Consider the following 22902-nt stretch of genomic DNA (forward strand, 5'->3'; position numbering starts at 1 on the left):
TATCTCTATATAATTTTACTATAATTATTACATTTTCGGAATTTATTTGCTCGAAATATTTTTACTCTTTAGAGCTGTTTTAGTATTTTAAACAATCTACTTTTCATCATATTTCATTTCTATATAACATTTCTTCTATTTTTTTCGATTAATTTTATCACACTTTATTCTTATAACCATAGGATATTAATGAAGTTAAACATTATTGAAGGGATGAAAATTTCATGTACAGACACGAAAAAAGTGAATGTAAATTAGACGAATATGCAAGAGCATTTATATTGCGTCAAAAATATCAAAATCTTTTTACTTGTAAGGAAGGCTTCTACAAAGGAACTATTTTTAAAGACCTTTATTCTCCATACACTGAAAAGAAAAATGAAAAATGTTAGAGGTGATATAAATGAATAAATATGAGTTATTAAATAGTATTCGCATTTACCAATTCTGTGCTTTGGATCTCAATCTTTATTTAGATAATTTTCCTACAGATGAAAATGCAATTGATGATTACTGCAAAGTTTCAGCTAAATTAGATAGTTTAATGGCCGAATATGAAAAAAATTATGGACCACTTAGAAATTTTGGAAACTCATTTTATGAATGTCCAGAAAAATGGGTTGAACAATGCTGGCCATGGGAACAAGAAGAATAGGAGGATTATAGATTATGTGGACTTATGTAAAAACTTTACAATACCCTGTTTGTTTAAAAAGTAAAGATTTGACAATGGCAAAATATCTTATTACTCAATATGGAGGTCCAGACGGAGAACTTAGTGCAGCACTAAGATATTTAAATCAACGTTATACTATGCCTACTGGTAAAACAAAAGGTGTACTTAATGATATAGGTACAGAAGAAATGGCACACGTTGAAATAATTGCAACTATGGTATATCAGCTTATGGATAATGCTACTATGGAGGAAATTAAAAAAGCTGGTTTAGCAGGCCACTATGCTGACCATAGAAAAGCTTTATTTTACACTGATGCAACCGGTAATGCATAATACAACAAAATACATATAATTTCATATTAAACTTTATCAGCTAACTTTCTATATAGTTCCTTAAGTACATCATTTCCATACTGTTCTTTAATTATCATGAAAAGCTGACTATAATACTTTTTTAGCGCTTCATCACTTATTTTACCTTTTATAATCATATTAATATCTTTTCTCATATACTTATCTCCGCTAAACAAAATTTCAACTATATAGTTTATTCAAATATACAATTTGTGTTACTGATATTAAAATAATTTACATCAGTAAAATAAATATGAACTTATAATTATCACACAATAAAACTTCATATATTAATTAAAAGACATTATTAAAAAATTAAATTTTTTAATAATGTCTTTTTTAACAAATTTATATTTTTCTCAACTGATATATTAAAACCAATACTATCCTTATAGCTATATGAATACATAATTCTACTTCCTATTTATTTATCTACAATAATTTCTTTACAGCTCTTTCTTTCCTTCAGTGTAACTGGTATTACATAATTAGCCGAAAATTTCATATCATCCTCTATAGATGTAATAATTGATTTTGCAGCTATATCTGCCATTTCTACCAACTCCATCTTAATAGAAGTAAGTGGAGGATCAAAGTATTTTGATGCTTCTATATCATCAAATCCTATAACAGAAATATCTTCTGGTACTTTTAATCCAGCTTCCTTTATTGCCTTAATTGCTCCAAATGCTATTTTATCATTACTAGCAAAGATAGCTGTGAATTTAATATTTTTGCTTAATAATTTTTTTACTGCATCATATCCACTTTTTTCAACGAATTCACCATTAACAATTAAATTTTTATTTATAGGGATTCCTGCATCTTTCAATGCTTGTTTATACCCTCTAATTCTATCATTAGATGACAGCTTAGTTGTTTCGCCCGTAATATGCGCTATTTGGGTGTGATGCTTATCTATAAGATATTTAGTTGCATTATATGCCCCATTAAAATTATCAGCGTTTACTATCATGCACTTTTTATATATTTCATCATCATTATCAATTGATTGGTCAATCAGTATAACTTTATATCCTCTTTTAATTATTTCTTTAATATATTCATCTCCATCATTCTGACCAATAAAAATACCACCTGAAATTGTTTTATTATAATAACATTCTTTAATTTTTTCATATCCTTCTTCATTATGTATTATATGAACAAGAACCGTATAACCCATTTCACTGGCTGTTTCAATAGCAGAACTAGTAAACTCCAAAAAATAAGGACTTTTAGTTATTCTATTTTTCATACTTTTTTCTTTATTTTTCATATCTATAATAAATAGACCAATAACTCTATTTTTACTTCCAGCAAGCATTCTTGCTGAAGCATGTGGCACATAATCATGTTCTTTAATTACTTTTAAAACCTTTTCTCTAGTTTCCTCTGGTACATTTGAATAATTATTTATAACTCTAGATACAGTACTACGTGATACTCCTGCAAGTTTTGCAATCTCACTGCTATTCATAAAATTTTGCCCTCCCTTTAGCTATAAACCCGCGTTTATATTATAATACTATATTTATCTTCTTTTCAATCTCTTTATTATTTATATATAGTAAAATACCTACATACTAAACAATTCTTATTAAGTATATAGGTATTTTATATGCATAATTTATTAAATTTTAAGTTTATTTATTATTTAATTGTTTAAACATTCCTATCATTTCTTCAACTAAGCATTTAATTGTTTCAGCTGCCATCATTTGATCTTCTGCATGCATTATAATTAATGAGAATTCAACTTTTTCTCCTGATGCTTCTTGTTGGATTAATGAAGTGTGTGCATGATGTCCTTTTACAAGACATTCTGAAGCTTCATTCATCTTTGCTTCTGCTTCTTCATATTTTCCTTCTCTTACATCTCTTAATGCTTCAACTGCTAATGATTTAGCCATTCCAACATTGCTTATTATTTCAAATGCTATTAATTCTACGCCTTCCATTTCTACATCTCCTGTTTAAAATCTTACTATAAATTTATTTACTATTAAGCAACTTCCTTTTCAGCTGCTTTGTTTGCTGCAATTACAAAAGGTGCATATACTAATACACTAGCAGCAAGACATACAAAACCTACAACTAATCCCATTATGTTTCCACCTGATCCTAAGAATGGCATTAATGGTCCTGGAGTTGTCCAAGGAACACCAACAACTACTGGTGGCATAATTTTAAGAACCATAACTGCTACATAACCTATCATTATGTTTATAAGTGGTGCAAATACGAAAGGAATTATATAAATTGGATTTAAAACTATTGGTAAACCGAAGATAACCATTTCATTGATATTGAATAATCCTGGAGCTAAAGAAAGTTTAGCTATACTCTTTGATTCTTTTGATTTACAGAATATTAACATTGCTATGACTAATCCTAATGTACATCCTGATCCTCCATATTCAGAGAAAGCACTAGCTAGTCCACTATATGTTATTGGATATGGAGCTCCCCATGTAGTACCGTGTTCAGCAAAGTATAATAAGTTTGCATTTCCTGCTTCTGAGAACATAGTATCTCTTATAGCTGCAATAGTATTTGGTCCATGAATACCCATAACCCAAAGAGCTTCTGCTAAGAATGATAATCCAAGTACTGAGAATATGCTTTGACTCATCTTAGTTAATGGTGTTTGAATAATATTATAGATTAGTTCGTGTAATCCACCTGGTGCAACCATTTTAACGAAGTAGTTGATAACTGAGAATATAATAGTAGTAATAATAATTGGTAATAATACTTTAAATGATCTTGCAACTGCTGGTGGTACTTGTTCTGGCATTTTTATTTCTAATTTTTCAGATTTTGATAATCTTGACATTAATTCACCAACTAGTAAAGCAACTAATATAGCAACAAATAACCCTTGTGCGCCAGTATATTGAGTAGTAATATAATTTATACCTTCATTGTTAAAATAATCTGGATAAATAATAAAGTAAACAGAAACTGCTGTTAAACCTGTTAATAAATCATCACCATTAAGTGATTTGGCAAGGTTTCTAGCTATTAAAAATACAACTAATATTGCAAATATATCTGCGGAACCCTTTACAACAGGTGAAAAAACAGCTTGGTATTCAACTATACCAGGACATATTTTATCAAATTGTAATATCTTATACATAAATCCTTGGTCATTTAAGAAAACGTTGTTAAGTAATACCATTAACGAACCTGCCATAGTTAATGGGAATGATAATATGAATGCGTCTCTAACTGCACATACATGTCTTTGTGCATTTAGCTTTGAAGCTATCGGAACTAATATTCTTTCAATAGCGTTTTGAAATTTTTCCATAAAACTCATGTTTCCTACCTCTTTTCTCTAATTTTGTTTTATTATTTAACTTTGATTAGATAATGAAATCCTTAGAGATTTAATTATCTAATCATAAGTATTTAACTTTAACTTGTAATTATATTATTGAATTTTAGCAAGTGCCTCTTCTAAGATTGCTTTTCCATTCATTGTTCCATATAATCTCATATCCATTACTTCTACTGGAATTCTTCCATTTACAAGCTTTTCTACATTTGGTTTTTGGAAACGAACTTGTGGTCCTAAGAGTACTATATCAACAGTATCAATTACTGTATTACATTCTGCTACTGGAAGAGCATCTATTTGTACTTCTTCTCCTTTAGCTGCTGCTGCTTCTCTCATTTTAGTAACAAGTAAACTTGTTGACATTCCTGCTGAACATACTAATAATATTTTTTTCATAATTAAACACTCCTTAATTCATTTAAAATATATAATGTATAATTTAATTTTTTTTGATAACTTTGTTAATTTCCTATTTAGAACTTATTGTATTTTTATATAAATACTATTAATTAAAGACTTTTTAAATCCTTTACATGAGTTTCATAATAATATATGTAACTCATAAACTACTCTATCCTTATAAACTAATTGTGTTTATCTATATAAGAAGTTGGTTTAGTGCTTGTCCACTTAATTTTATCCTAATTTACAACTTATTACATTTTTAATCACTATTATTATTTTTTTATACATGCATTTAATATTGCACCTAATATATTAGCGTCATTATTGTATTTACATCTATCAATTCTTGTAGTGATAAAGTCTGCTCCTAAGAATTCTATACAATTCTTCTTATAGGCTTCTTTTACTTTATTTATAAACCAGTCTTCTTCTGAAATTCCACCACCTATACAGATAACTTCAGGATTATAGAAAACTGTAATAACTATTAATTGAGCTACTAGATTTCTTATCCATTCATCTACTGATAACATAGCAGTTTCATCTTTATCTAAATATTTTTGACATACTTCATATCCATATTGAACTTTTTCATCATCAGCTACTTTGCTATTGTATATGTTTATTAATCCTGTCATAGATGCATAGTCACCCATTTTATCAAGGCCGCCTATTTTATCGTTTACAAAAGGCATATTATGAAATTCACCTGCAAAAGCATCTTTACCATATACAACTCCATTTTCATCACATATACATCCGCCTGTTCCTGTTCCTATAATCAAAAATGCTGAAGATTTACTTCCCTTTGCATTTCCTATTTTAAATTCACATAAACCTGCTGACTTTGCATCATTGATTGAAGCTACTTTTTTATTAGTTCTTTTACTAATTTCTTGATTTATATTTGTGCCATACATTATCAGTACATTTGGTGCTGCATATGATTTAACATTTGAATCTTCATCTACAAGCCCTGGAGCACTTACACCGATTACATCTATTTCATCAAGTAACTTAATATTTGAACAAACATAATCATAAAATTCTTCAGCAGTATCAAACTTAATAGTTTCAGCTTTCCACTTTTCTATTACTTTGTATTCTTTATCTACTAAAGCATACTTTATAAATGTTCCTCCTATATCTATTCCCAATTTATATTTTGCCATATCATCTCTCCTTTAATTCCAGGATTTATAGACAAATTATAAAGAGTATAAATATTACAAATTTTTTAAACACGTGTTTATTTGTGTAAAAAATAATTTGTATTTTTCTTAGATTACACATCAATATTATCTATAAATACCATTATAATTATTTATTCACAAAATTTTACTCAGAAAGTTATAGTAAGCCTAAATAATTTATAATTACAAGATAATTTCTTTCCAAAATCTATTTTGTGAACGCGTGTTTATGTTATTATAATACAATAAAAGTTAATCCATTACAAGTCTTTTTCACTATTTTTTATATATAATCCATTTTTTTCTTGTTTGATAACAATCAAACGTTTTCAATAGCATAAATTAATAATTTTAAAATATCGTATATATATTATTAAAAAATTGTTATCACTATACTTTTATATTTTTTGCATACTATTTCTCCAAATACAATATTTATAATTTATTATTCATATTTATATAGTACTACCCAATTTATTGAGTAATAATACCTGCAATATATATTATGTTTTTAATTATACAATCATTAAATATCTTAAATAAATCAGGAGTTGATAACAATGTTGAATATAGCTATTTATTCACGCAAATCAATATTTACTGAAAAAGGTAACTCTATAGAAAACCAGATAAATCTTTGTAAAACTTACTGTAGTACGTATCTTGATAAAAAAAGTGAAATTAATTATTTAATATATGAAGATGAGGGCTTTAGTGGTAAAAATACTAATAGACCTGAATTTAAGCATCTTATAAATGATATAAAACACAATAAAATTCATATTTTAATATGTTATAGACTTGATCGTATATCAAGAAATGTTGCTGACTTTTCTTCAACCCTCGAACTTCTTCAAAAGTATGGAGTTGATTTTATAAGTATAAAAGAAAGATTTGATACAAGTACTCCTCTAGGTAGAGCCATGATTTATATGGCATCTGTTTTTGCTCAGCTTGAAAGAGAAACAATAGCAGAAAGAGTACGTGATAATATGATTAAGCTTGCTGAATCTGGAAGATGGCTTGGTGGGAATACTCCTTATGGTTTTAATATTAAAAGACAATCATATATAACTAGTGATTTTAAAGAAAAAACTCTATCTATACTTACTCCAAATGATAGTGAACTCAAAGTAGTTAAACTAATATATTCATACTATATTAAAAAGCGTTCAATAAGAGCTGTAGAAAAATATTTAAATAGTAATTCTATTATTGGTAAAAAAGGTGGACATATTGATATTACTATTATTCGCAGGATCTTGCGAAATCCACTATATGTAATATCTGATAGTACATCACATAAATATCTAGAAAGCATAGGGTTTAATGTTTTTGGAATACCCAATGGAAATGGATATATTACTTATAATAAAATCACATCAATTTCTAATACTACAAACTGTATAGCTGCCGTTTCAAATCATACAGGTATTATTCCAAGTTATGAGTGGCTTAATGTTCAGTCCCAACTTGATATAAATAAATCAAAAACTCCTCGTACAGGAACAGGCAAAAACCATTCCTTATTTTCAGGTATATTAAAATGTAAAAAATGTGGTTCCAATATGGTAATTAAATTCTCTGGATATAACAATAATAATATTCCTTATGAATACTATGTGTGTTCAGGAAAGCAAAACAAATTTAAAGCAAAATGTACCACAAGAAATATACGCGTAGCTAAACTGGATTCAATAATATTAGAAAAGTTAAACTTATATAATAAAGCAATAATTTTAAATGCATTAAAAACTTCTTTAGATAATTTTAATACCAACTTTGAAAATCAACATATAATAAATATAAAATCTAAAATAAAAGAAAATGAATCATTGATGAGCAATCTTATAAAACAGCTCAGTAAATCAACTTCTGAATTTGTATCAAATAAAATTATGAAAGAAATAAACTCAATAGATAATATTATACAGAATTTAAATAATGAACTTTCTTCATTAAAATCATCAAAATCTCTTTCCAATACTATTGACCATGCTACTATAAAACAAATATCAAATTCCTTCTCAAATTTAAATGCTACACTAAACTATATTGAAGATATATCACAGAAGCGGCTTTTGATACACACTCTCATAAAATGTGTAATCTGGGATAGCGATAATAATACTGTAGAAATAATATTACATTAATTATAAAGACTCCTTCTTGAATAATATATCATTATCAAGAAAGAGTCTCTTCATGTTATTTATTGAATTATACGCATTGTATTAGTTGATTAAACTATATAATTCTTAAACTTGTTCTTCTACTTTTCCTATTATATCATCTACAATTACAGATTCTTCATCTGCCTCTCCAATATTCTCTTCAGTATCAGCTATTTCCTCTTTAGAATCTTCATCCTTTTCATTATCAGAATTAGCTACTTGATTTTCTGAATCATTAATAGCTGGTTCTTCAGTATCTATTTTATTATCGTCTTCTAATTTATCCTCTACATCACCAGTATTAGTTTCTTCTTTTTCTACACTATCTGTTGATTCTAATGAGCTATTTTGAATATCAGCTATATTTTCTGAAAACTCATTGATTACTTCTAATTTTACATTATCAATTGTAATAATATGCTTATCTGTAATTTGTTCATCTATAGCTCCCATAGATATTGTAAACATAGCATTGTTATTAGTATCTTTACTCATTTCAAATTCAACACTATATTTATCAAATTCATTACCTAATTCTATTACAGTATCCTTATCTACATATTGTTCCCAGTTCTTGCTTTCATCACCTTGAAGTGCATATTTTATTTTTCTATTTACTGAACTTTTAGCATTAAAACTTAATCTATACTTTTTACCTTTTTCAAGTTTAACATTTTCTTGTTTTAATTGAATTTTCCAGTCTGCATCACCAGTATTATTGATATTAATTTCAGCTGCATTATCATTATTTAAACTATCAACACCATATGCTACATCACTTGAAACACTTGAATCGGTAAATACTTGCCATCCAACAAAGCCACTATCAAATGATCCATTTCTTATTAACGAATTTTCTTCAATTCTTACATTATCTACATACACAGTACCTTTTGTACCTAAGAATAATTCTAAATCTTTATTATTTATCTCATCTTTAGTTTCAAATGTAAATTTATATGTCTTCTTTTTATCAGTAAGTTTAGCTTGAAAGTCATTTCCATCAATGCTTGCCCCTATATTTTTATTATCTTCTGAATATGCATCAAAATAAAGAACATATTGTGTATTTTCTTTAAGTGCAAGATTAGTTTGTTTTACTGAAACATCTTTTAATTGAGATAATCTATTATTAACTGTTACTTTTAATTCTCTTGAATTATCTTTATTAGTTACTGAAACTTTTTCATTATTTCCAGCCTTAACTTCCCAATATTTCATACGATCTTGACCCACATCAAATGTTCCATTATTTACATAATTACCATCTGGAGTTATTTTCTTTGTATCATCTTCATTCTTTTCTACATTACCTGTTTTTTCTATTCTGACATTACTTATTTCAACATCTGCAGTAGATCCTTGATTTCCCAAATTAAATTCTAATCTTCCATTGGCATCATCACTGTTTTCCATAACAAATTCATATGAATAAGTCTTGTTCTCAGTTGTCAAATCTACTTTAGTATCCTTAAAATATCTTTTATATCCTCTATCTGGTGCAGAAATATCTACTATCATAGTTCTATCTTCAGCTGCTTTAGCATCAAAGGTAACCTTGTATATTCCACCTTCTTTTAGTGGTATTCCTGGTTGTACTAATTGTATTGAATAATCTACTGTTCCTGCATTTTCAGTCTTAATTATTATTTTATTATCTCTAATTTCAGAACTTCCTACACCACCAAGAGCATTCATAAATGTCCAGTTTCCATCTTCTTTTGAGAAATCTCCATTAACAATATAATTTCCTGTTTCATCAGGATCTCTTAAAACAACTTTTTCTGGATCTGGTTTCTTTACATTTTCATCATAATTATTTAATTGATATACTTTTACATAATCCACCATTAATTCAGCATTATCAAAGTCTGTAGTTTCATCTGGATTTCCTGGCCAGTTTCCACCTACAGCTAAATTACATTGTAAATAGAATGGTTGATCAAATGGTGCTGGGAAAGTTTTTTCATCTCCACCATCAACTTTTGTAAACCAATCTTTAGTCGTATGATATAAATTACCATCAATATAAAAACGCATTTCACTTGGTTCCCATTCAAGTCCATAAACGTGATAATCATCTGCAAATGATCCATTATCTAAAGTATAAGTTCCTTGTTTTTCTTCATGAGGATCTCCATAGTGAATTGTTCCATATGCTTTATTAGGTTCATGTCCTAAAACTTCCATTATGTCTATTTCACCGCATTTTGGCCATTGACCATATAGATTTTCATCATTTGGCATCATCCATAATGCTGGCCATAAACCTTGTCCCTTTGGAGTTTTTGCTTTTATTTCAAATTTACCATATTTAAATGTCTTTTTATTTTGAGTTGTTACTTTTCCCGAAGTATAATATTCTTTACCATCCTTTTCTGTTTTCATAGCCTTAAGGACTAAATTCCCATCTCTTATAAAAATATTTTCCTTTGAATCTGTATATTCTTGTAATTCATTATTAACCCATCCTGGTTCATGTGTTTCATAATTCCAATAATCTTTATTTAGCTCATCTCCACTAAAATCATCTTCCCATACAAGATTCCACTTCTTTTCTGCCTTACTGCTACTACTATTATGTTTTTTATTAGTACTGCTGCTTTTCTCTTCAGTATTTTCTTCTACTTCATGTTGGATTTTATCTATGTTAAAACCAAAAACCTTTTCCATCTCTACATTAGGAATATTTCCTACTGCTTCACCATTACTATTAAATTCAAACTCTTGCCCATCTATAACAACTTTACCAGTTTGCATTGCCCCATCTGAATTTAAGTAATATACTTTACCTTCAACACTTATTACACCAGTCTGCATTGCTCCATTTGAATTTAAATAATACCATGTACCTTTATCATTTACCCAGCCTGTTTGCATATCACCTGATTGATTTAGATAATACCATGTACCTTTATCATTTACCCAGCCTGTTTGCATACTTCCTGATTGATTTAGGTAATACCATGCGCCATTATCTTTTAACCAGCCTGTTTGCATTTCCCCTGATTGATTTAAATAATACCATGAATCATTATCTTTTAACCAGCCTGTTCTCATATCCCCTGATTGATTTAGATAATACCATGCTCCATTATATCTTAACCAGCCTGTTTGCATTAACCCATCACTATTGAAATAATACCAATTATCATTATATTTATTCCATCCAGTAGCATAACCATTATTTTCTATATACTTCCATGAATTATTTTCATTTTTCCATGTAGCGAACGTTTTCACAGAACCTAAACTAAATACAGAACTTACAATTGATGCACCTAATAAAAATCTTAAAATTTTCTTTTTATTCATACATATTCTCCTAACATAAATTAATATTATTTTCTAAATCGGTTTCGAAAGTAGGCAATAAAAATTAATTGAATTAATCTTTATTTTACTCTAGCACAAGACTCTCTAATGATAAGCTTTACAGGAACAACCTTATTGATTTTAAGTTTTTCTTTTTTATTAATCTGCTCTATTAATATATTAGCAGCTTCTTTCCCTATTAAATCACATGATTGTCTTACAGTAGTAAGCTTTGGTGTTACATATTGACACAATTCACTATCATCAAATCCAATTACTGAAATATCATTAGGAACTTCAAATCCTTCATCCTTTATTGCTTCAATAGCACCAAGTGCCAATTTGTCGCTTGCAGCAAAAACAGCAGTTGGTTTTTCCTCCATATTAAGAAGTTTTTTCATTGCACTATATCCACTATCAAAATCAAAATTATTTCCCTTCTGTATATACTCTTCTTTTATCGTTAAGTTCAATCTTTTCATTTCATTTATATATGAATTTTTTCTTACGTTGCTAATCCAGTTACAATCATCTTTCATACCTGTTATATGAGCAATTTTTTTATGTCCCAAGTCATATAAATATTGAATTGCCATTCTACATCCTTGTTCATTATTTGAAGTAACAACAGATGTATTATCATTATGCATATCAATAATTACAGTAGGAAAATTACTCTCTATAATTTCTTTTGTTTCTGTATCATTGGGTATACTACATATAATAGCTATTCCATCAACACTTCTATATGTAAAATATTGAAGAAATGAATCAATTTTAAGTCTGTCATTTTTTGAACCAAGTAATAATGAGTATCCCTGTTTCTCTGCCTCTTTCTTAAACGCTTCAATTACAGCTGCAAAATATGGATGTTTTAACCCAATTTTAGAGTTTTCAAAATATACAAGACCTAATGTCCATGTTCTTTTTGTTGACAGACATTGAGCTTCATAACTAGGTTGAAAATTTTGCTCTTCTAAAATTTTTTTAACCTTTGATCTTGTTTTCTCACTCACATCAGAATAATTATTTATAACTTTTGAAACTGTTGAAGGCGAGACCCCTGCAATTTTTGCTATTTCATATATTGTACTAATTAAAATCAATCCCTTTTCTAAAATTTATACCATTTCATTCTATATACATTTAATCTCACTACTTGTTTAACATTATAGAGTTAAAATCATTTTGTAGAAAAGAATAAAATCTCCTAAAGCGGTTTAGGAATATATAAAAACATTTTTGTAACTGTTTACAAATTTATTATTGTATATTTTTCCAATTTTGTCAATAATAAAGTTTTAAATATTTTTACGTTTAATAAAATTTTAAGTATAATATTGTTTTATGCAAATCCATGGACTGCAACATATATTCAGGCAAAAGGTGATGTAATTGCTGACCTTCATGAAGATATGGCAGCTGAGCAAAAAGCAAGAGCTACTTATGAGAACTTAATCAAATTAACTGATGATGCTGATATTAAAGAAGTTTTAAAATTTTTAAGAGAAAGAGAAGTTGTTCACTATCAAAGATTTGGCGAAGCATTAATGGATGTACAAGATCATCTTTGCAAATAATTTAGTGTAAAAAACAGTATCATTAGAATTTGAAGACTTTATATCTTCTAATCAAAAATTCTAGTGATACTGTTATATTGTAAATATTAAATCTATACATTTATTTTATGCTTTAAATCATTGTATACTTCTTTTAAAACATAGGTTTCGCGTCCAATCCAATTAGGTTTATTATCTTGCTTTAACTCAATTATTCTTTCATTATTTGTGATTGCTTCTAATAAATCTACCCATACTGGAGTAAAACACAGCTTTTCTTCATAAGCATCCAGCTTCTGTTCTTTTTTTTCATCTGATACTTCTGCAATATAATAATAAGAAATCATTTTAAAAATTCTATCATGTACATACTTATCCTTACTTTTTTCTGTTACAATTCCAAGTTTTTTTATGATTTTAGTGCATACATATCCTGTTTCTTCTTCCACTTCACGTACTAATGCTTCTATCTTATTTTCTCCTCTTTTTATACCGCCACCTGGAAACTTATAATCTTCATTTATAGAATGAACCATCAGTATCTTATTATTTTTTATAATTACAGCCCTGACTGCTTCTCTATAATTAACATTTCCTATAGAGTCACTCACTTTGTCAATTTCTAATAGTCTATTAAATAACATCGCTACGAACTCACACCCTTCTTATTTACATCCTCCATATATACCAATTTTTTATATTAAAATAAATATCTATATAAGATATATTATTTCAATATTATAGTCTTTATATAACATAAATTATACTGCAAATTCACCATAATGTAAAAAAAATACCCCACAAAGCTTTAATACTTCATGGGGCTATATAAATTTTATGAAATGCATATTTTACTATTCCTGTGAAAAATAAATTTGAATTTATTTGTATGTGTTTATATTTAATTTGTTGTTACTCTAAATATACTATATTGTGTGAAAGAAATTTTTTATACTTAAAATGAGGTCACGCGATAAACTTCCATTAAGCATACTTTTCATTGTAAAATCTTTTATTTTATCATATTTAGTGAATATTTTCTCTGCATCATCTTTATTGTTATATACCTTCCAATATCCACATAATAAACATTTTTTATCTGTGCATTTCATAAAATCTCTAACATCTTCAATAGGTATTCCAAGGAATACTCCAAGTTCATGTGGGCAATGATACTTTTCATATCTAATTTTTAGAAACTTAACATATTCATTTATTTTTATCTCTTCTGAATACCCCAGGCTTTTCAAGAACTCTATATGATCTCTTGTATTAATTTCTTTTTCAAGAAGATCTTCATCATAAACTAGTAATATTATAGAATTCTCAGTTTCTCTAAGTTCAATACACTTTAAATCTATAGACTTCAAAAATTTCCTACCACATTTATTCCAGGCATTAATTCTTTCAATCTTTCTTTTACCAAGAGTAATTGTTACAGCTGGTTTTACTTTAGCAATAACCAAAGCTGTATGATATACTAAAAAATTTTCAATATGTTCAGTTCCTTGCATAGATTCAAGTTTTTCATAAAAATTATAATTCTTCATATAATTTTCCACTTTCTTTATTTATAAAAGTGCAATCTTCTTTCCAAAATTTATGCACTTTTCTTCATCAGCTTCACCTTGAAAAATTAATGGTTCTTCTGTTACTATACAACCATAACTCTTCATTCTTTCTTCCCAGTCTCTCATCCATTGACCATCTCCCCATCCATATGAGCCGAATAAATTTACTTTTTTACCTGAAACCTTATTAGCAATTTCTTCAATAAATGGTTCAAATTCGCCTTCTTCTAATACTTCATCTCCCATTGCAGGACATCCAAGTACTAAAATTTCATCTTTTACAAGTTCATCTACATTAACTTTATCAACGCTTAGAACTTCAGCATCTTTGCCACCTTCTTTTATACCTTTGCTTATTAATTGTGCCATATTTTCAGTATTACCTGATCCTGACCAATATACTATTTTCATTGTCCCCACCTCTTTAAATAATTTTGAAAATCATTCTCAATTAGTATATTATATTAATATTATATATTTGTCAAGAAAAAACATAAAAAAAATCACCATGATATTATTCACAGTGATTTTTAATACTATTTATTCATTTTCTTATCTAGTCTTTTGTTCATACAGAACATATATAACGATGCACTAAATATTATTATATATCCTATAACACTATACTTATCTGGTAATACTCCAAATAAAATTAAACTTATTATTGCAGAAAATATTATATTAGAATAATCAAATATTGATATTTCTTTAGCTGGAGCATATTTATATGCTAATGTTATTCCAAACTGACCAAGGCTTGCAGCAGCTCCTGCTAATATTAAATATAAAAGCTGCAATATAGACATATGTTTGTATGACAAAATCATAAGAGGAAAAGTTACTAAACTTGAAAATAGTGAAAAATAAAATACTATAGTATCTGGTTTTTCTTTTCCACCTAAAGCTCTTACACATGTATAAGCAGCTGCAGCACTTATTCCTCCAAGTGTTCCCACAAGAGCAGGTACCATCTGAAAATCTAAAGATGGTTTAATTATAAATAATGCTCCTATAAATGCAGTTATAACTGCAGCAAATTGTTTAAAATTAATTTTTTCTTTTAGAAATAATGCTGAAAATATAATAACAAAGAATGGACTTAATTTATTTAACATATTTGCATCTGATAATACTAATCTATCAATAGCGTAATAATTTAGTATAATTCCTAGTGTTCCAAAAGTGGATCTCATAACAAGTATTTTTTGATTTTTTCTACTTCCAAAAAAACTCCCCTTATTCTTCACTATTATTATAAATGCAACTATAACTGAAACACTGTTTCTAAAAAATGTTTTCTGAAATGAAGGCAAATCCCCTGAAAGCTTTATAAATGCCGACATAAGTGCAAACCCTAATGCAGACATTATTATAAAAAATACTCCCTTACTTCTATTACTTAGTCTGTCTAAATCCATAATCATCCTCTTTTCTCTATAAGTTCTGTAATATTATATCATCCATGTAATTATTGTACAAAAAAATCAGCATATAAATATACTGATTTTATTATTCTTTATAATAATATTTTTTTTCAAACTCTATAATAGGCATAGGTTTTGAATATAAATATCCTTGTGCCATATCACACCCTATATCTCTCAAAAACTTTTCTTGATAAGAATTTTCCACACCTTCTGTGATAGTTTTCATATTTAATTCCTTTGCCATTTTTATTACATGCTTTATTATAATTTTACTTTTTTCTGATTGATTTGCTTCATTTAAGAATTCCCTATCAATCTTAAGAACATCTGCGTTTATTTGCTTTAGCATATTTAATGATGAATACCCTGATCCAAAATCATCTATTGAAATTTTAAATCCTATTTTGTGAAGCTTGTCAATAACTCTAATTAAGTTATTAACATCGCTTGTTACTACAGTTTCAGTTATTTCTAATTCAATTAACTCTGGAGGAATATTATATTTTTTAATTATGCTTTCCAGTCTAAATACATAGTCATCATTTTCTAATTGTCTTTTAGACTGATTAATTGATGTGACCTTAACATCAATACCATCATCTATCCACTTACGTATATTTTTACAGACTTCTTCAAAAACATAAAAATCTATCTCTACAATAAATCCATTTTTTTCAAATAAAGGTATAAAATCTATAGGAGATATAAATCCTAATTCACTTGAATCCCATCTAACCAGTGCCTCTGCACCTGAAAATTCTAAATTGTTTAAGTCTTTCTTTCCTTGAAGATATACTTTAAATTCATTATTCCCTAAAGCATAATACATTATACTTTCCATTTTCTTTTCTTCTATAACTTTATTCTTAATTTTTGAATTATAAAAAATATAAGGTTCTAATGTATTATATCCAAGCTTTGCAATTTTTTGAGCCACATTTGCTTTATCTATCATTTTTTCTATTTCATCTGTATTTTCTTCTATTATATATATGCCAAAAACAAAGTGTATATTTATTTTATGACCATTTTCATCAACTATATGTTTAAATTTTTGAGATATATAATCAATTTTCTTTATTATCTCTTCACGATTTGTTTCATGCAGCAAAAGCAAAAAATTATCATCATAATTCCTTATATATATTTCATCATCATTAATCAAATTGCTTAATGTATCTTCTACTTCCTGTAATATCTTATCTCCACAACCATATCCATATATTTCATTTATATATTCAAATTTATCAATATCGAATTTTATAATAGAAAACTCTTCTTTAGGATATGCCACAAAGATTCCACTCATATGAGCTATAAATTCATTAATATTAACAGATGCCATAAAATTATTATCCCAAGGCCATTGATTATTGCTTTTTTTCATAGACAACTTATTAGCCAGTTTATTCATAGCCTGCCCAAGCTTATTCGTGTACACAATATCATAATTGTCATATTTATCTGTAAATTTTCCTTCTGCCATATCATTTAAACTATTAACTACTTTATCTATTTGATTTTGTATCTTTATTTTATAATGATACAACGATATAATTTTCCAAGTACAAAATATGAATATAATTCCAGCTATAATTCTATATAAAAAAACAGTATCATATTTGTATACATATATCCACAAAAAGGTTGCAACTATTAAGGTTAACGCATAAATGTATTTTGTAAATTTACTATATCGATTACTATTTTTCATTCTTAACCTCTGCCTTTATCTATGTATATTCCCATTTCACTTTATACCTCTTTTAAAATTAAATTTTATTTTTATAAAAAAAAATAATCTAACCAAAACTCCCTTAATTATATATTAGCATATATTGTTATTATATCTCCATTCGTGATGAATTTCAATATAATTAGTACTAATTATTGTTGAATAATTTTAATTACTTTACTTTTAATCTTTTTTATAGCTATACATTTTAATAATTTTAAGGTTTTATTAATAAGTCATATCAATAAAACCTTAAAATCATAATTGATTTATCTTAATCAATATTAATCCTTTCTAATAAATAATGCTCTCTAAATTTCTTCCAATCTGTTTTATCTATAAGTATAAATTCATATCCAAAAAGTTCTATTTTATTGCTAAATAATCCACTGCCTATCCCATCAATACATTTAGTACATTCATCTTTACTGAAAATATCGTTATTTTCTAGTTCTTTTATATATACTTTTTCCATGTTAATTTCATCAAACGCATACTCTAATAAATTAGAAATTACTATTTCATCAATTCCTCTATTTCTAAAATGCTTCTCTTCTACAATACATTCCAAATCACAAGATTTATCCTTAACATTTATATGATTTATACCTGCAATTCCAACTTTTATAGCTCCACTATTTATAACCCAATACTTACACGATTCATCCATTTCTATATTATTAAACCAATTTTTTTCAAATTCCATAGTCAAACTATGTTCTTTACTTAAGTATTCCTTTTTTTTCTTCCAGTTTAATATAATTTTCAAATCATCTTCTTGTAGTTTTCTTAAAAATATCATATTCTCCCTACTCACTTAAAATTTCTATTTTCTCATATAAAAAATAGCTTCATATATTTTAATATAAAAGCTTATTAAATACGCATTGATACATACTATGAATTCTATATATTTTTGGTGATATTTATTAATAAGCCAATTATATTTCCATATACAAAAAACTTATTTGCAAAGGTAGTATTTGTGACAAAGAGAATTTATATTTCTAGTGTGTATATTTTAATATAAAATATAATTTATAATTTCTTTTACAATGAAAAAAGATAAAATTAGAAAAATTTTATCTTTTAACAACATGCGTTAACTTTTAAATTGTTTTTAAATTCTTAAACACAACTACATATCAGCTAACATTAAATTCAACATATTATTTGACATTTTACTTTTATTTAAGCTCTTGGATGAGTATGCATATAAATATAATTTATTTTATCATTATTTATTATCTCATAATATGTGTCCATATATGTTAATACCTGATTACCAAGAAGCTTCTGTACAGCTCTTACATTAGCTCCATTTTGAAGAAGATGGACAGCAAATGAATGCCTGAACGTATTAAGATTAACATCCTTATCTATTCCAGCTTTTCTTGAGTATTCTTTAACTATTCTCCATATTCCCTGCCTTGTTAATTTATTACCGTTCAAATTAACAAATAGATTTGATACACCACACTGAGCAATTTTATACCTTATGCTTAGATATTCAGATAATGCTTTACAAGCACTTCTTCCAATAGGAATTATCCGTTCATAGTGCTTATTATCAGTACATCTTACAAAATTAAGATCTAAATTTACATCTTCAACACTTAGTGCTATAAGTTCTGATACTTTCATTCCTGTTGCATACATAAGCTCTAATAATGCATTATCTCTTATTCCCTTTGGGCAATCTTTTTCTACTATTCTTATAATCCTATCAACTTCTTCAATGGTCAAAATTTGTGGCAATTTTCTGTTGTTCTTGGAACTTTTGTACTCTATTTTAGGAACTTCTTTAATTAATGACTGACTTTTCAGATATGAGTAAAAATTCCTTAAGCTTATTACAATTCTATTAATTGATCGTTCTGATTTACCTTGGTTTAAAAGATTCTGTATATATGATGCAACTGTATTCTTATCACTCTTATATATGTCTATCTTTTTTCGATTTAAAAACTTCAAATAAAGAGTAACATCTGTAACATATGCATATATAGTATTTTCACTTTTACCACTCTCTAACAAATAATTTTTATAATTACTGATACTATTTACCATCGTTCTCTCCTATACCATTGATTATAATTAGTATTCGACAAAATTGCCCAGATTCCTTTATTACAATTAATCTTATGTTATTTTTATTTTTAACAGAACCTTTTAACCGCAAATTTAATAAGATTTGGTGATATATATGTTTCTATAAATATACCTAGTGTGAATAATAGAGATATTAAAAGATATTTGTATAAAACTTCATTAAAAACATTTTTTTTATTTTTACCGCTTTTAAAAAAATGTTCTTTAAACTTATTTGTAGATAGTTCTATACCTATCACACTGAGTAAAATAATACATGGAATATATATTAGGTTTTGAGGAATTATAGCCATTATAGCTAACCCAACACCTTTACCTTCAAAAGTTGTTGTAAGAAAAGAAAAAGTATAACTAAGTATAAAACCTTTAATTAAAACAATAATTAATATTATTGGATCTCCGAAAAAAGTCATTCCAAAAATAATAATTGGTGCAATTAATATTATATTTTTCTTAATTACCTCAAATAGTAAACTTCCATAATTAATAGATTCATTTTCTATAGAATTTGTAAAACTAGAAAAATAACTCATCAAATCACTTTTATCCGCTGCTCCCATACATTTTACAGTATAAAGCCCAAAAGAAATTCCTAAGCAAAATATTATTAGTACAACAAAAAAATACCCCTTATTTTCTCTTAGTGTAGTATTAAATCTGGTCATTGAAACATTCATCTCTTATTCCTCCTTCCGTTACTCTAATTTATACTATGTTTCATATTATTAGTTTATTCATAATAGAACCACATCTCTTAAAGATGTACAGAATATTTTTTTATTTTTATAACAATCCTTATTATATTATTTATGTATAATTCAACCATAAAATCACTTACATAATATAAAAAAAATTAATATTAGCTAAAAAAACAAAAAAGAAGCAAATTAAACTTAATTGCTTAATCTGCTTCTCATTCATTATTGGGCCTGCAAAAATTCTTCATAGGATTCAATCTTATCCTCTCTGCTATTTTTCTTTAACCAATTATTATACTTTGAAATAATTTCTTCAAAATTTTTAACTTTCAGCTTTTTATTCTTTTTTCTTTTTATTTCCGCGTACATATTTAATTTTATTAAATTACCCATTCTTTTCAACTCCTCTTTTGTTTTTCATGTTTTATTATACACTATAATTATGTCAATTTTGTAACAAAGTTTATTTTTATTTATTTAAAGAATTATACCCTATTAATTTATTAATCTCTAAGTTTATATAAGTAAAATATAGATTTATGAAAAAATATATTCAGCCATTTATTATTCGGCTGAATATATATCTGAAAATTCAACTCTATATTTCTGAACCTTTGAATTTATAGTTCTATCCAGCACATTACTATGTGGACTGTTCATGAGCTTCCTTATTGGTATTTCAATACAGAATTCAGTTCCTTCACTAACTTCTCTGTATTAACATAAATTCTCCCTTTATGTATTTCTACTAAAGATTTTACTAATGAAAGGCCTATGCCACTTCCTTCGCTACTCCTTGTTAACAAATTATCAATTTGAGTGAATCTACCAAATATTTTTTTGCCGAATTTTTATCTATAGGTAATCCATCATTACTTACTTTAATTATAATATTTCTACAATCTTCACTTGCTGAGGTTATGTCTCTCGCTGTTACTATATATAGATTATCATGTAAATTACTCCAGTTTAAATCTACATATTTATATTCATTATTTCTAAATAAAATTCTACATATAAAATTATTATATTCCTGAACACCTTTACTCATAATTCTTTTTAACCTTTCGGAATCATCTGGATGAAGTAATTCTAATAATGTCATTTTATTAACTTCTTCACATACCCATCCAAATATATCTGTGCACCTTTTACTCATATCAATCCATTCAGCCTTATATCCCTGCACCTCCAAAAGTGCATAAGCATCTATTACAGTATTTATTACCATTTTCAATATCTTCTGAGTAGATTTTTTTTCAATAAGTTCTTTATTAAGCGCTTTTGATAATTGTTTATTATCAAGCATAATATACATTACTATGCAAGTATATTTAATTATATCCTCTTGTATATATTTTGGTATTTTATCATAAGAAATTAAAAGTGCACCCAAAATATGTTGCTTAAATTTTATTGGATATGCATATTTTTTATTTTTTAATCCTACTTTAACAGGTATATATCTGCTATCTTATAAAATAATTTTTTCTTGTTCACTAAAAGAATATGTATCACAAAAACTTCTTTTATCATTGCAGGTATTTATATCTAAAGTCATTAAGTTTTTTTCTGAATCGTATAAATATACAGCGATATCTTTTGCCAAAAGACGGTCTTTTAATTTATTTATAATATCTAATTCTATAGCTTCTCCAGGAAACTCATTATTATTAATAGCTGAAATAAAACTACTTATCATACAATCTTTTAAGCTTTTATCAACACTTATCTCCTTACCAATTCCACCTATCAATTTTCCATCCTTCTTACTATTTTCAAAAGATACTTTATATACTTCATACCATTTATCACCATTTTCCAATTCTATCTTATCTTCCGATAATATTCCAACATCATTCTTTAATACTTTTTGATCTCCTTCTGCACAATCCTTTGCCATATTATATGGCCTGAACTCAAAATCTGTTTTTCCTATTATATCTTCTTTCTTCAGCCCCATCCTTTCTGCACCAATTTTATTAATATATTTATGTCTTCCGTTTTCATCTTTAATCCATAATTCATAAGGTATCTTATCTAATAATTCTTCTAAATCTTCTATTGTGTAGTCTCTATGTTTAGCATTATGAGTATTTTCCATACATTCATCCCCATCATAATATATTTTCTCAGTAATTTAGCATATACTAATTTGAATATTTTTTCAATTTTAACTATTAATTTAAAATAATTCTTTTTTAAATTTAGCTATTATTAAAGTTACCATGTTAATTATGCCTGTTTAATAATAAATTACTTGACTTGTGCATTAATTTAAGAAAATTTACCATTGGATTTTAATTGATACTTTTCCATTAAAATTTTGAAT

The 22902-nt window shown here is 26.8% G+C and carries 22 protein-coding genes and 2 pseudogenes; 5 read left to right on the forward strand and 19 right to left on the reverse strand.

Annotated elements, in window-relative coordinates; all coding sequences use genetic code 11:
* Nucleotides 1-224: 224 nt before the first annotated feature.
* The 3 genes and pseudogenes from HF850_RS13520 to HF850_RS13530 form a co-directional block, all read left to right on the forward strand.
* Nucleotides 225-392 (forward strand): spore coat associated protein CotJA, encoded by a 168-nt coding sequence (locus HF850_RS13520; RefSeq protein WP_169105962.1) that lies wholly within the window; start codon nt 225-227, stop codon nt 390-392.
* 11 nt (nt 393-403) lie between these two features.
* Nucleotides 404-655: a spore coat protein CotJB gene (locus HF850_RS13525; protein ID WP_169105963.1), complete on the forward strand. Its 252-nt coding sequence runs from the start codon at nt 404-406 to the stop codon at nt 653-655.
* Between the two features lie 14 nt (nt 656-669).
* A pseudogene (locus HF850_RS13530) lies at nt 670-1005 on the forward strand (manganese catalase family protein); the annotation flags it as partial.
* A 32-nt stretch (nt 1006-1037) separates the two neighbouring features.
* On the opposite strand, the gene HF850_RS13535 reads toward HF850_RS13530, so the two are convergent.
* From HF850_RS13535 to HF850_RS13560, 6 genes are all read right to left on the reverse strand, one after another.
* Nucleotides 1038-1187, reverse strand: a complete 150-nt coding sequence (locus HF850_RS13535) for a hypothetical protein (protein WP_169105965.1) — start codon at nt 1185-1187, stop codon at nt 1038-1040.
* Between the two features lie 269 nt (nt 1188-1456).
* A complete protein-coding gene (locus HF850_RS13540; RefSeq protein WP_169105966.1) occupies nt 1457-2512 on the reverse strand; it encodes a LacI family DNA-binding transcriptional regulator in 1056 nt (351 codons plus the stop codon).
* 166 nt (nt 2513-2678) lie between these two features.
* Nucleotides 2679-2993, reverse strand: coding sequence for a PTS lactose/cellobiose transporter subunit IIA (locus HF850_RS13545; RefSeq protein ID WP_169105967.1), 315 nt, complete (start codon nt 2991-2993; stop codon nt 2679-2681).
* A gap of 44 nt (nt 2994-3037) precedes the next feature.
* The gene (locus HF850_RS13550; protein WP_169105968.1) at nt 3038-4360 is read right to left on the reverse strand and encodes a PTS transporter subunit EIIC; all 1323 of its coding nucleotides are present in this window, start codon (nt 4358-4360) and stop codon (nt 3038-3040) included.
* 114 nt (nt 4361-4474) lie between these two features.
* Entirely contained in the window at nt 4475-4777 is a 303-nt protein-coding gene (locus HF850_RS13555) for a PTS sugar transporter subunit IIB (RefSeq protein WP_169105969.1), read from the reverse strand.
* Nucleotides 4778-5058: 281 nt separating this feature from the next.
* Complete coding sequence (locus tag HF850_RS13560) at nt 5059-5958, reverse strand: ROK family protein (protein WP_169105970.1); 900 nt, start codon at nt 5956-5958, stop codon at nt 5059-5061.
* Between the two features lie 581 nt (nt 5959-6539).
* On the opposite strand from HF850_RS13560, the gene HF850_RS13565 reads away from it, so the two are divergent.
* Nucleotides 6540-8132 (forward strand): recombinase family protein, encoded by a 1593-nt coding sequence (locus tag HF850_RS13565; protein ID WP_169105971.1) that lies wholly within the window; start codon nt 6540-6542, stop codon nt 8130-8132.
* A 105-nt stretch (nt 8133-8237) separates the two neighbouring features.
* On the opposite strand, the gene HF850_RS13570 is transcribed toward HF850_RS13565, so the two are convergent.
* Together HF850_RS13570 and HF850_RS13575 are read right to left on the reverse strand one after the other, a co-directional pair.
* Nucleotides 8238-11468 carry a carbohydrate binding domain-containing protein gene (locus HF850_RS13570; RefSeq protein WP_169105972.1) on the reverse strand — a complete coding sequence of 1077 codons (3231 nt, stop codon included), beginning with the start codon at nt 11466-11468 and terminating at the stop codon, nt 8238-8240.
* Between the two features lie 80 nt (nt 11469-11548).
* The gene (locus tag HF850_RS13575; protein ID WP_169105973.1) at nt 11549-12574 is read right to left on the reverse strand and encodes a LacI family DNA-binding transcriptional regulator; all 1026 of its coding nucleotides are present in this window, start codon (nt 12572-12574) and stop codon (nt 11549-11551) included.
* 246 nt (nt 12575-12820) lie between these two features.
* On the opposite strand from HF850_RS13575, the pseudogene HF850_RS13580 reads away from it, so the two are divergent.
* A pseudogene (locus tag HF850_RS13580) lies at nt 12821-13048 on the forward strand (manganese catalase family protein); the annotation flags it as partial.
* 92 nt (nt 13049-13140) lie between these two features.
* Here the strand turns inward: HF850_RS13580 and HF850_RS13585 are convergent.
* The 11 genes from HF850_RS13585 to HF850_RS13640 form a co-directional block, all read right to left on the reverse strand.
* Nucleotides 13141-13671 carry an NUDIX domain-containing protein gene (locus HF850_RS13585; protein ID WP_169105974.1) on the reverse strand — a complete coding sequence of 177 codons (531 nt, stop codon included), beginning with the start codon at nt 13669-13671 and terminating at the stop codon, nt 13141-13143.
* A gap of 282 nt (nt 13672-13953) precedes the next feature.
* Nucleotides 13954-14577: a DUF3793 family protein gene (locus tag HF850_RS13590; protein ID WP_169105975.1), complete on the reverse strand. Its 624-nt coding sequence runs from the start codon at nt 14575-14577 to the stop codon at nt 13954-13956.
* A gap of 21 nt (nt 14578-14598) precedes the next feature.
* On the reverse strand, nt 14599-15009 hold the full coding sequence (locus HF850_RS13595) for a flavodoxin (RefSeq protein WP_169105976.1): 411 nt from the start codon (nt 15007-15009) through the stop codon (nt 14599-14601).
* A 125-nt stretch (nt 15010-15134) separates the two neighbouring features.
* Nucleotides 15135-16016 (reverse strand): DMT family transporter, encoded by an 882-nt coding sequence (locus HF850_RS13600; RefSeq protein WP_169105977.1) that lies wholly within the window; start codon nt 16014-16016, stop codon nt 15135-15137.
* A 91-nt stretch (nt 16017-16107) separates the two neighbouring features.
* A complete protein-coding gene (locus HF850_RS13605; protein WP_169105978.1) occupies nt 16108-17739 on the reverse strand; it encodes a bifunctional diguanylate cyclase/phosphodiesterase in 1632 nt (543 codons plus the stop codon).
* 295 nt (nt 17740-18034) lie between these two features.
* On the reverse strand, nt 18035-18562 hold the full coding sequence (locus HF850_RS13610; protein WP_169105979.1) for a GNAT family N-acetyltransferase: 528 nt from the start codon (nt 18560-18562) through the stop codon (nt 18035-18037).
* A 389-nt stretch (nt 18563-18951) separates the two neighbouring features.
* The gene (locus tag HF850_RS13615) at nt 18952-19830 is read right to left on the reverse strand and encodes a tyrosine-type recombinase/integrase (RefSeq protein WP_169105980.1); all 879 of its coding nucleotides are present in this window, start codon (nt 19828-19830) and stop codon (nt 18952-18954) included.
* Between the two features lie 89 nt (nt 19831-19919).
* On the reverse strand, nt 19920-20549 hold the full coding sequence (spoIIM, locus tag HF850_RS13620) for a stage II sporulation protein M (RefSeq protein ID WP_169105981.1): 630 nt from the start codon (nt 20547-20549) through the stop codon (nt 19920-19922).
* 243 nt (nt 20550-20792) lie between these two features.
* The gene (locus HF850_RS13625; protein ID WP_169105982.1) at nt 20793-20963 is read right to left on the reverse strand and encodes a hypothetical protein; all 171 of its coding nucleotides are present in this window, start codon (nt 20961-20963) and stop codon (nt 20793-20795) included.
* Between the two features lie 406 nt (nt 20964-21369).
* Nucleotides 21370-21879 (reverse strand): PAS domain S-box protein, encoded by a 510-nt coding sequence (locus HF850_RS13635; RefSeq protein WP_206151676.1) that lies wholly within the window; start codon nt 21877-21879, stop codon nt 21370-21372.
* 165 nt (nt 21880-22044) lie between these two features.
* On the reverse strand, nt 22045-22674 hold the full coding sequence (locus HF850_RS13640; RefSeq protein ID WP_169105985.1) for a PAS domain-containing protein: 630 nt from the start codon (nt 22672-22674) through the stop codon (nt 22045-22047).
* Nucleotides 22675-22902 lie beyond the last annotated feature (228 nt).

This window comes from Clostridium sp. SM-530-WT-3G (assembly GCF_012843905.1).
Lineage (GTDB): Bacteria > Bacillota > Clostridia > Clostridiales > Clostridiaceae > Clostridium.

Coding starts and splice junctions, on each gene's coding strand:
- HF850_RS13520 (WP_169105962.1), top strand. CDS start 225: ATGTACAGACACGAAAAAAGTGAATGTAAATTAGACGAATATGCAAGA.
- HF850_RS13525 (WP_169105963.1), top strand. CDS start 404: ATGAATAAATATGAGTTATTAAATAGTATTCGCATTTACCAATTCTGT.
- HF850_RS13535 (WP_169105965.1), bottom strand. CDS start 1,187: ATGAGAAAAGATATTAATATGATTATAAAAGGTAAAATAAGTGATGAA.
- HF850_RS13540 (WP_169105966.1), bottom strand. CDS start 2,512: ATGAATAGCAGTGAGATTGCAAAACTTGCAGGAGTATCACGTAGTACT.
- HF850_RS13545 (WP_169105967.1), bottom strand. CDS start 2,993: ATGGAAGGCGTAGAATTAATAGCATTTGAAATAATAAGCAATGTTGGA.
- HF850_RS13550 (WP_169105968.1), bottom strand. CDS start 4,360: ATGAGTTTTATGGAAAAATTTCAAAACGCTATTGAAAGAATATTAGTT.
- HF850_RS13555 (WP_169105969.1), bottom strand. CDS start 4,777: ATGAAAAAAATATTATTAGTATGTTCAGCAGGAATGTCAACAAGTTTA.
- HF850_RS13560 (WP_169105970.1), bottom strand. CDS start 5,958: ATGGCAAAATATAAATTGGGAATAGATATAGGAGGAACATTTATAAAG.
- HF850_RS13565 (WP_169105971.1), top strand. CDS start 6,540: ATGTTGAATATAGCTATTTATTCACGCAAATCAATATTTACTGAAAAA.
- HF850_RS13570 (WP_169105972.1), bottom strand. CDS start 11,468: ATGAATAAAAAGAAAATTTTAAGATTTTTATTAGGTGCATCAATTGTA.
- HF850_RS13585 (WP_169105974.1), bottom strand. CDS start 13,671: ATGTTATTTAATAGACTATTAGAAATTGACAAAGTGAGTGACTCTATA.
- HF850_RS13590 (WP_169105975.1), bottom strand. CDS start 14,577: ATGAAGAATTATAATTTTTATGAAAAACTTGAATCTATGCAAGGAACT.
- HF850_RS13595 (WP_169105976.1), bottom strand. CDS start 15,009: ATGAAAATAGTATATTGGTCAGGATCAGGTAATACTGAAAATATGGCA.
- HF850_RS13600 (WP_169105977.1), bottom strand. CDS start 16,016: ATGGATTTAGACAGACTAAGTAATAGAAGTAAGGGAGTATTTTTTATA.
- HF850_RS13605 (WP_169105978.1), bottom strand. CDS start 17,739: ATGAAAAATAGTAATCGATATAGTAAATTTACAAAATACATTTATGCG.
- HF850_RS13610 (WP_169105979.1), bottom strand. CDS start 18,562: ATGATATTTTTAAGAAAACTACAAGAAGATGATTTGAAAATTATATTA.
- HF850_RS13615 (WP_169105980.1), bottom strand. CDS start 19,830: ATGGTAAATAGTATCAGTAATTATAAAAATTATTTGTTAGAGAGTGGT.
- spoIIM (WP_169105981.1), bottom strand. CDS start 20,549: ATGAATGTTTCAATGACCAGATTTAATACTACACTAAGAGAAAATAAG.
- HF850_RS13625 (WP_169105982.1), bottom strand. CDS start 20,963: ATGGGTAATTTAATAAAATTAAATATGTACGCGGAAATAAAAAGAAAA.
- HF850_RS13635 (WP_206151676.1), bottom strand. CDS start 21,879: ATGCTTGATAATAAACAATTATCAAAAGCGCTTAATAAAGAACTTATT.
- HF850_RS13640 (WP_169105985.1), bottom strand. CDS start 22,674: ATGGAAAATACTCATAATGCTAAACATAGAGACTACACAATAGAAGAT.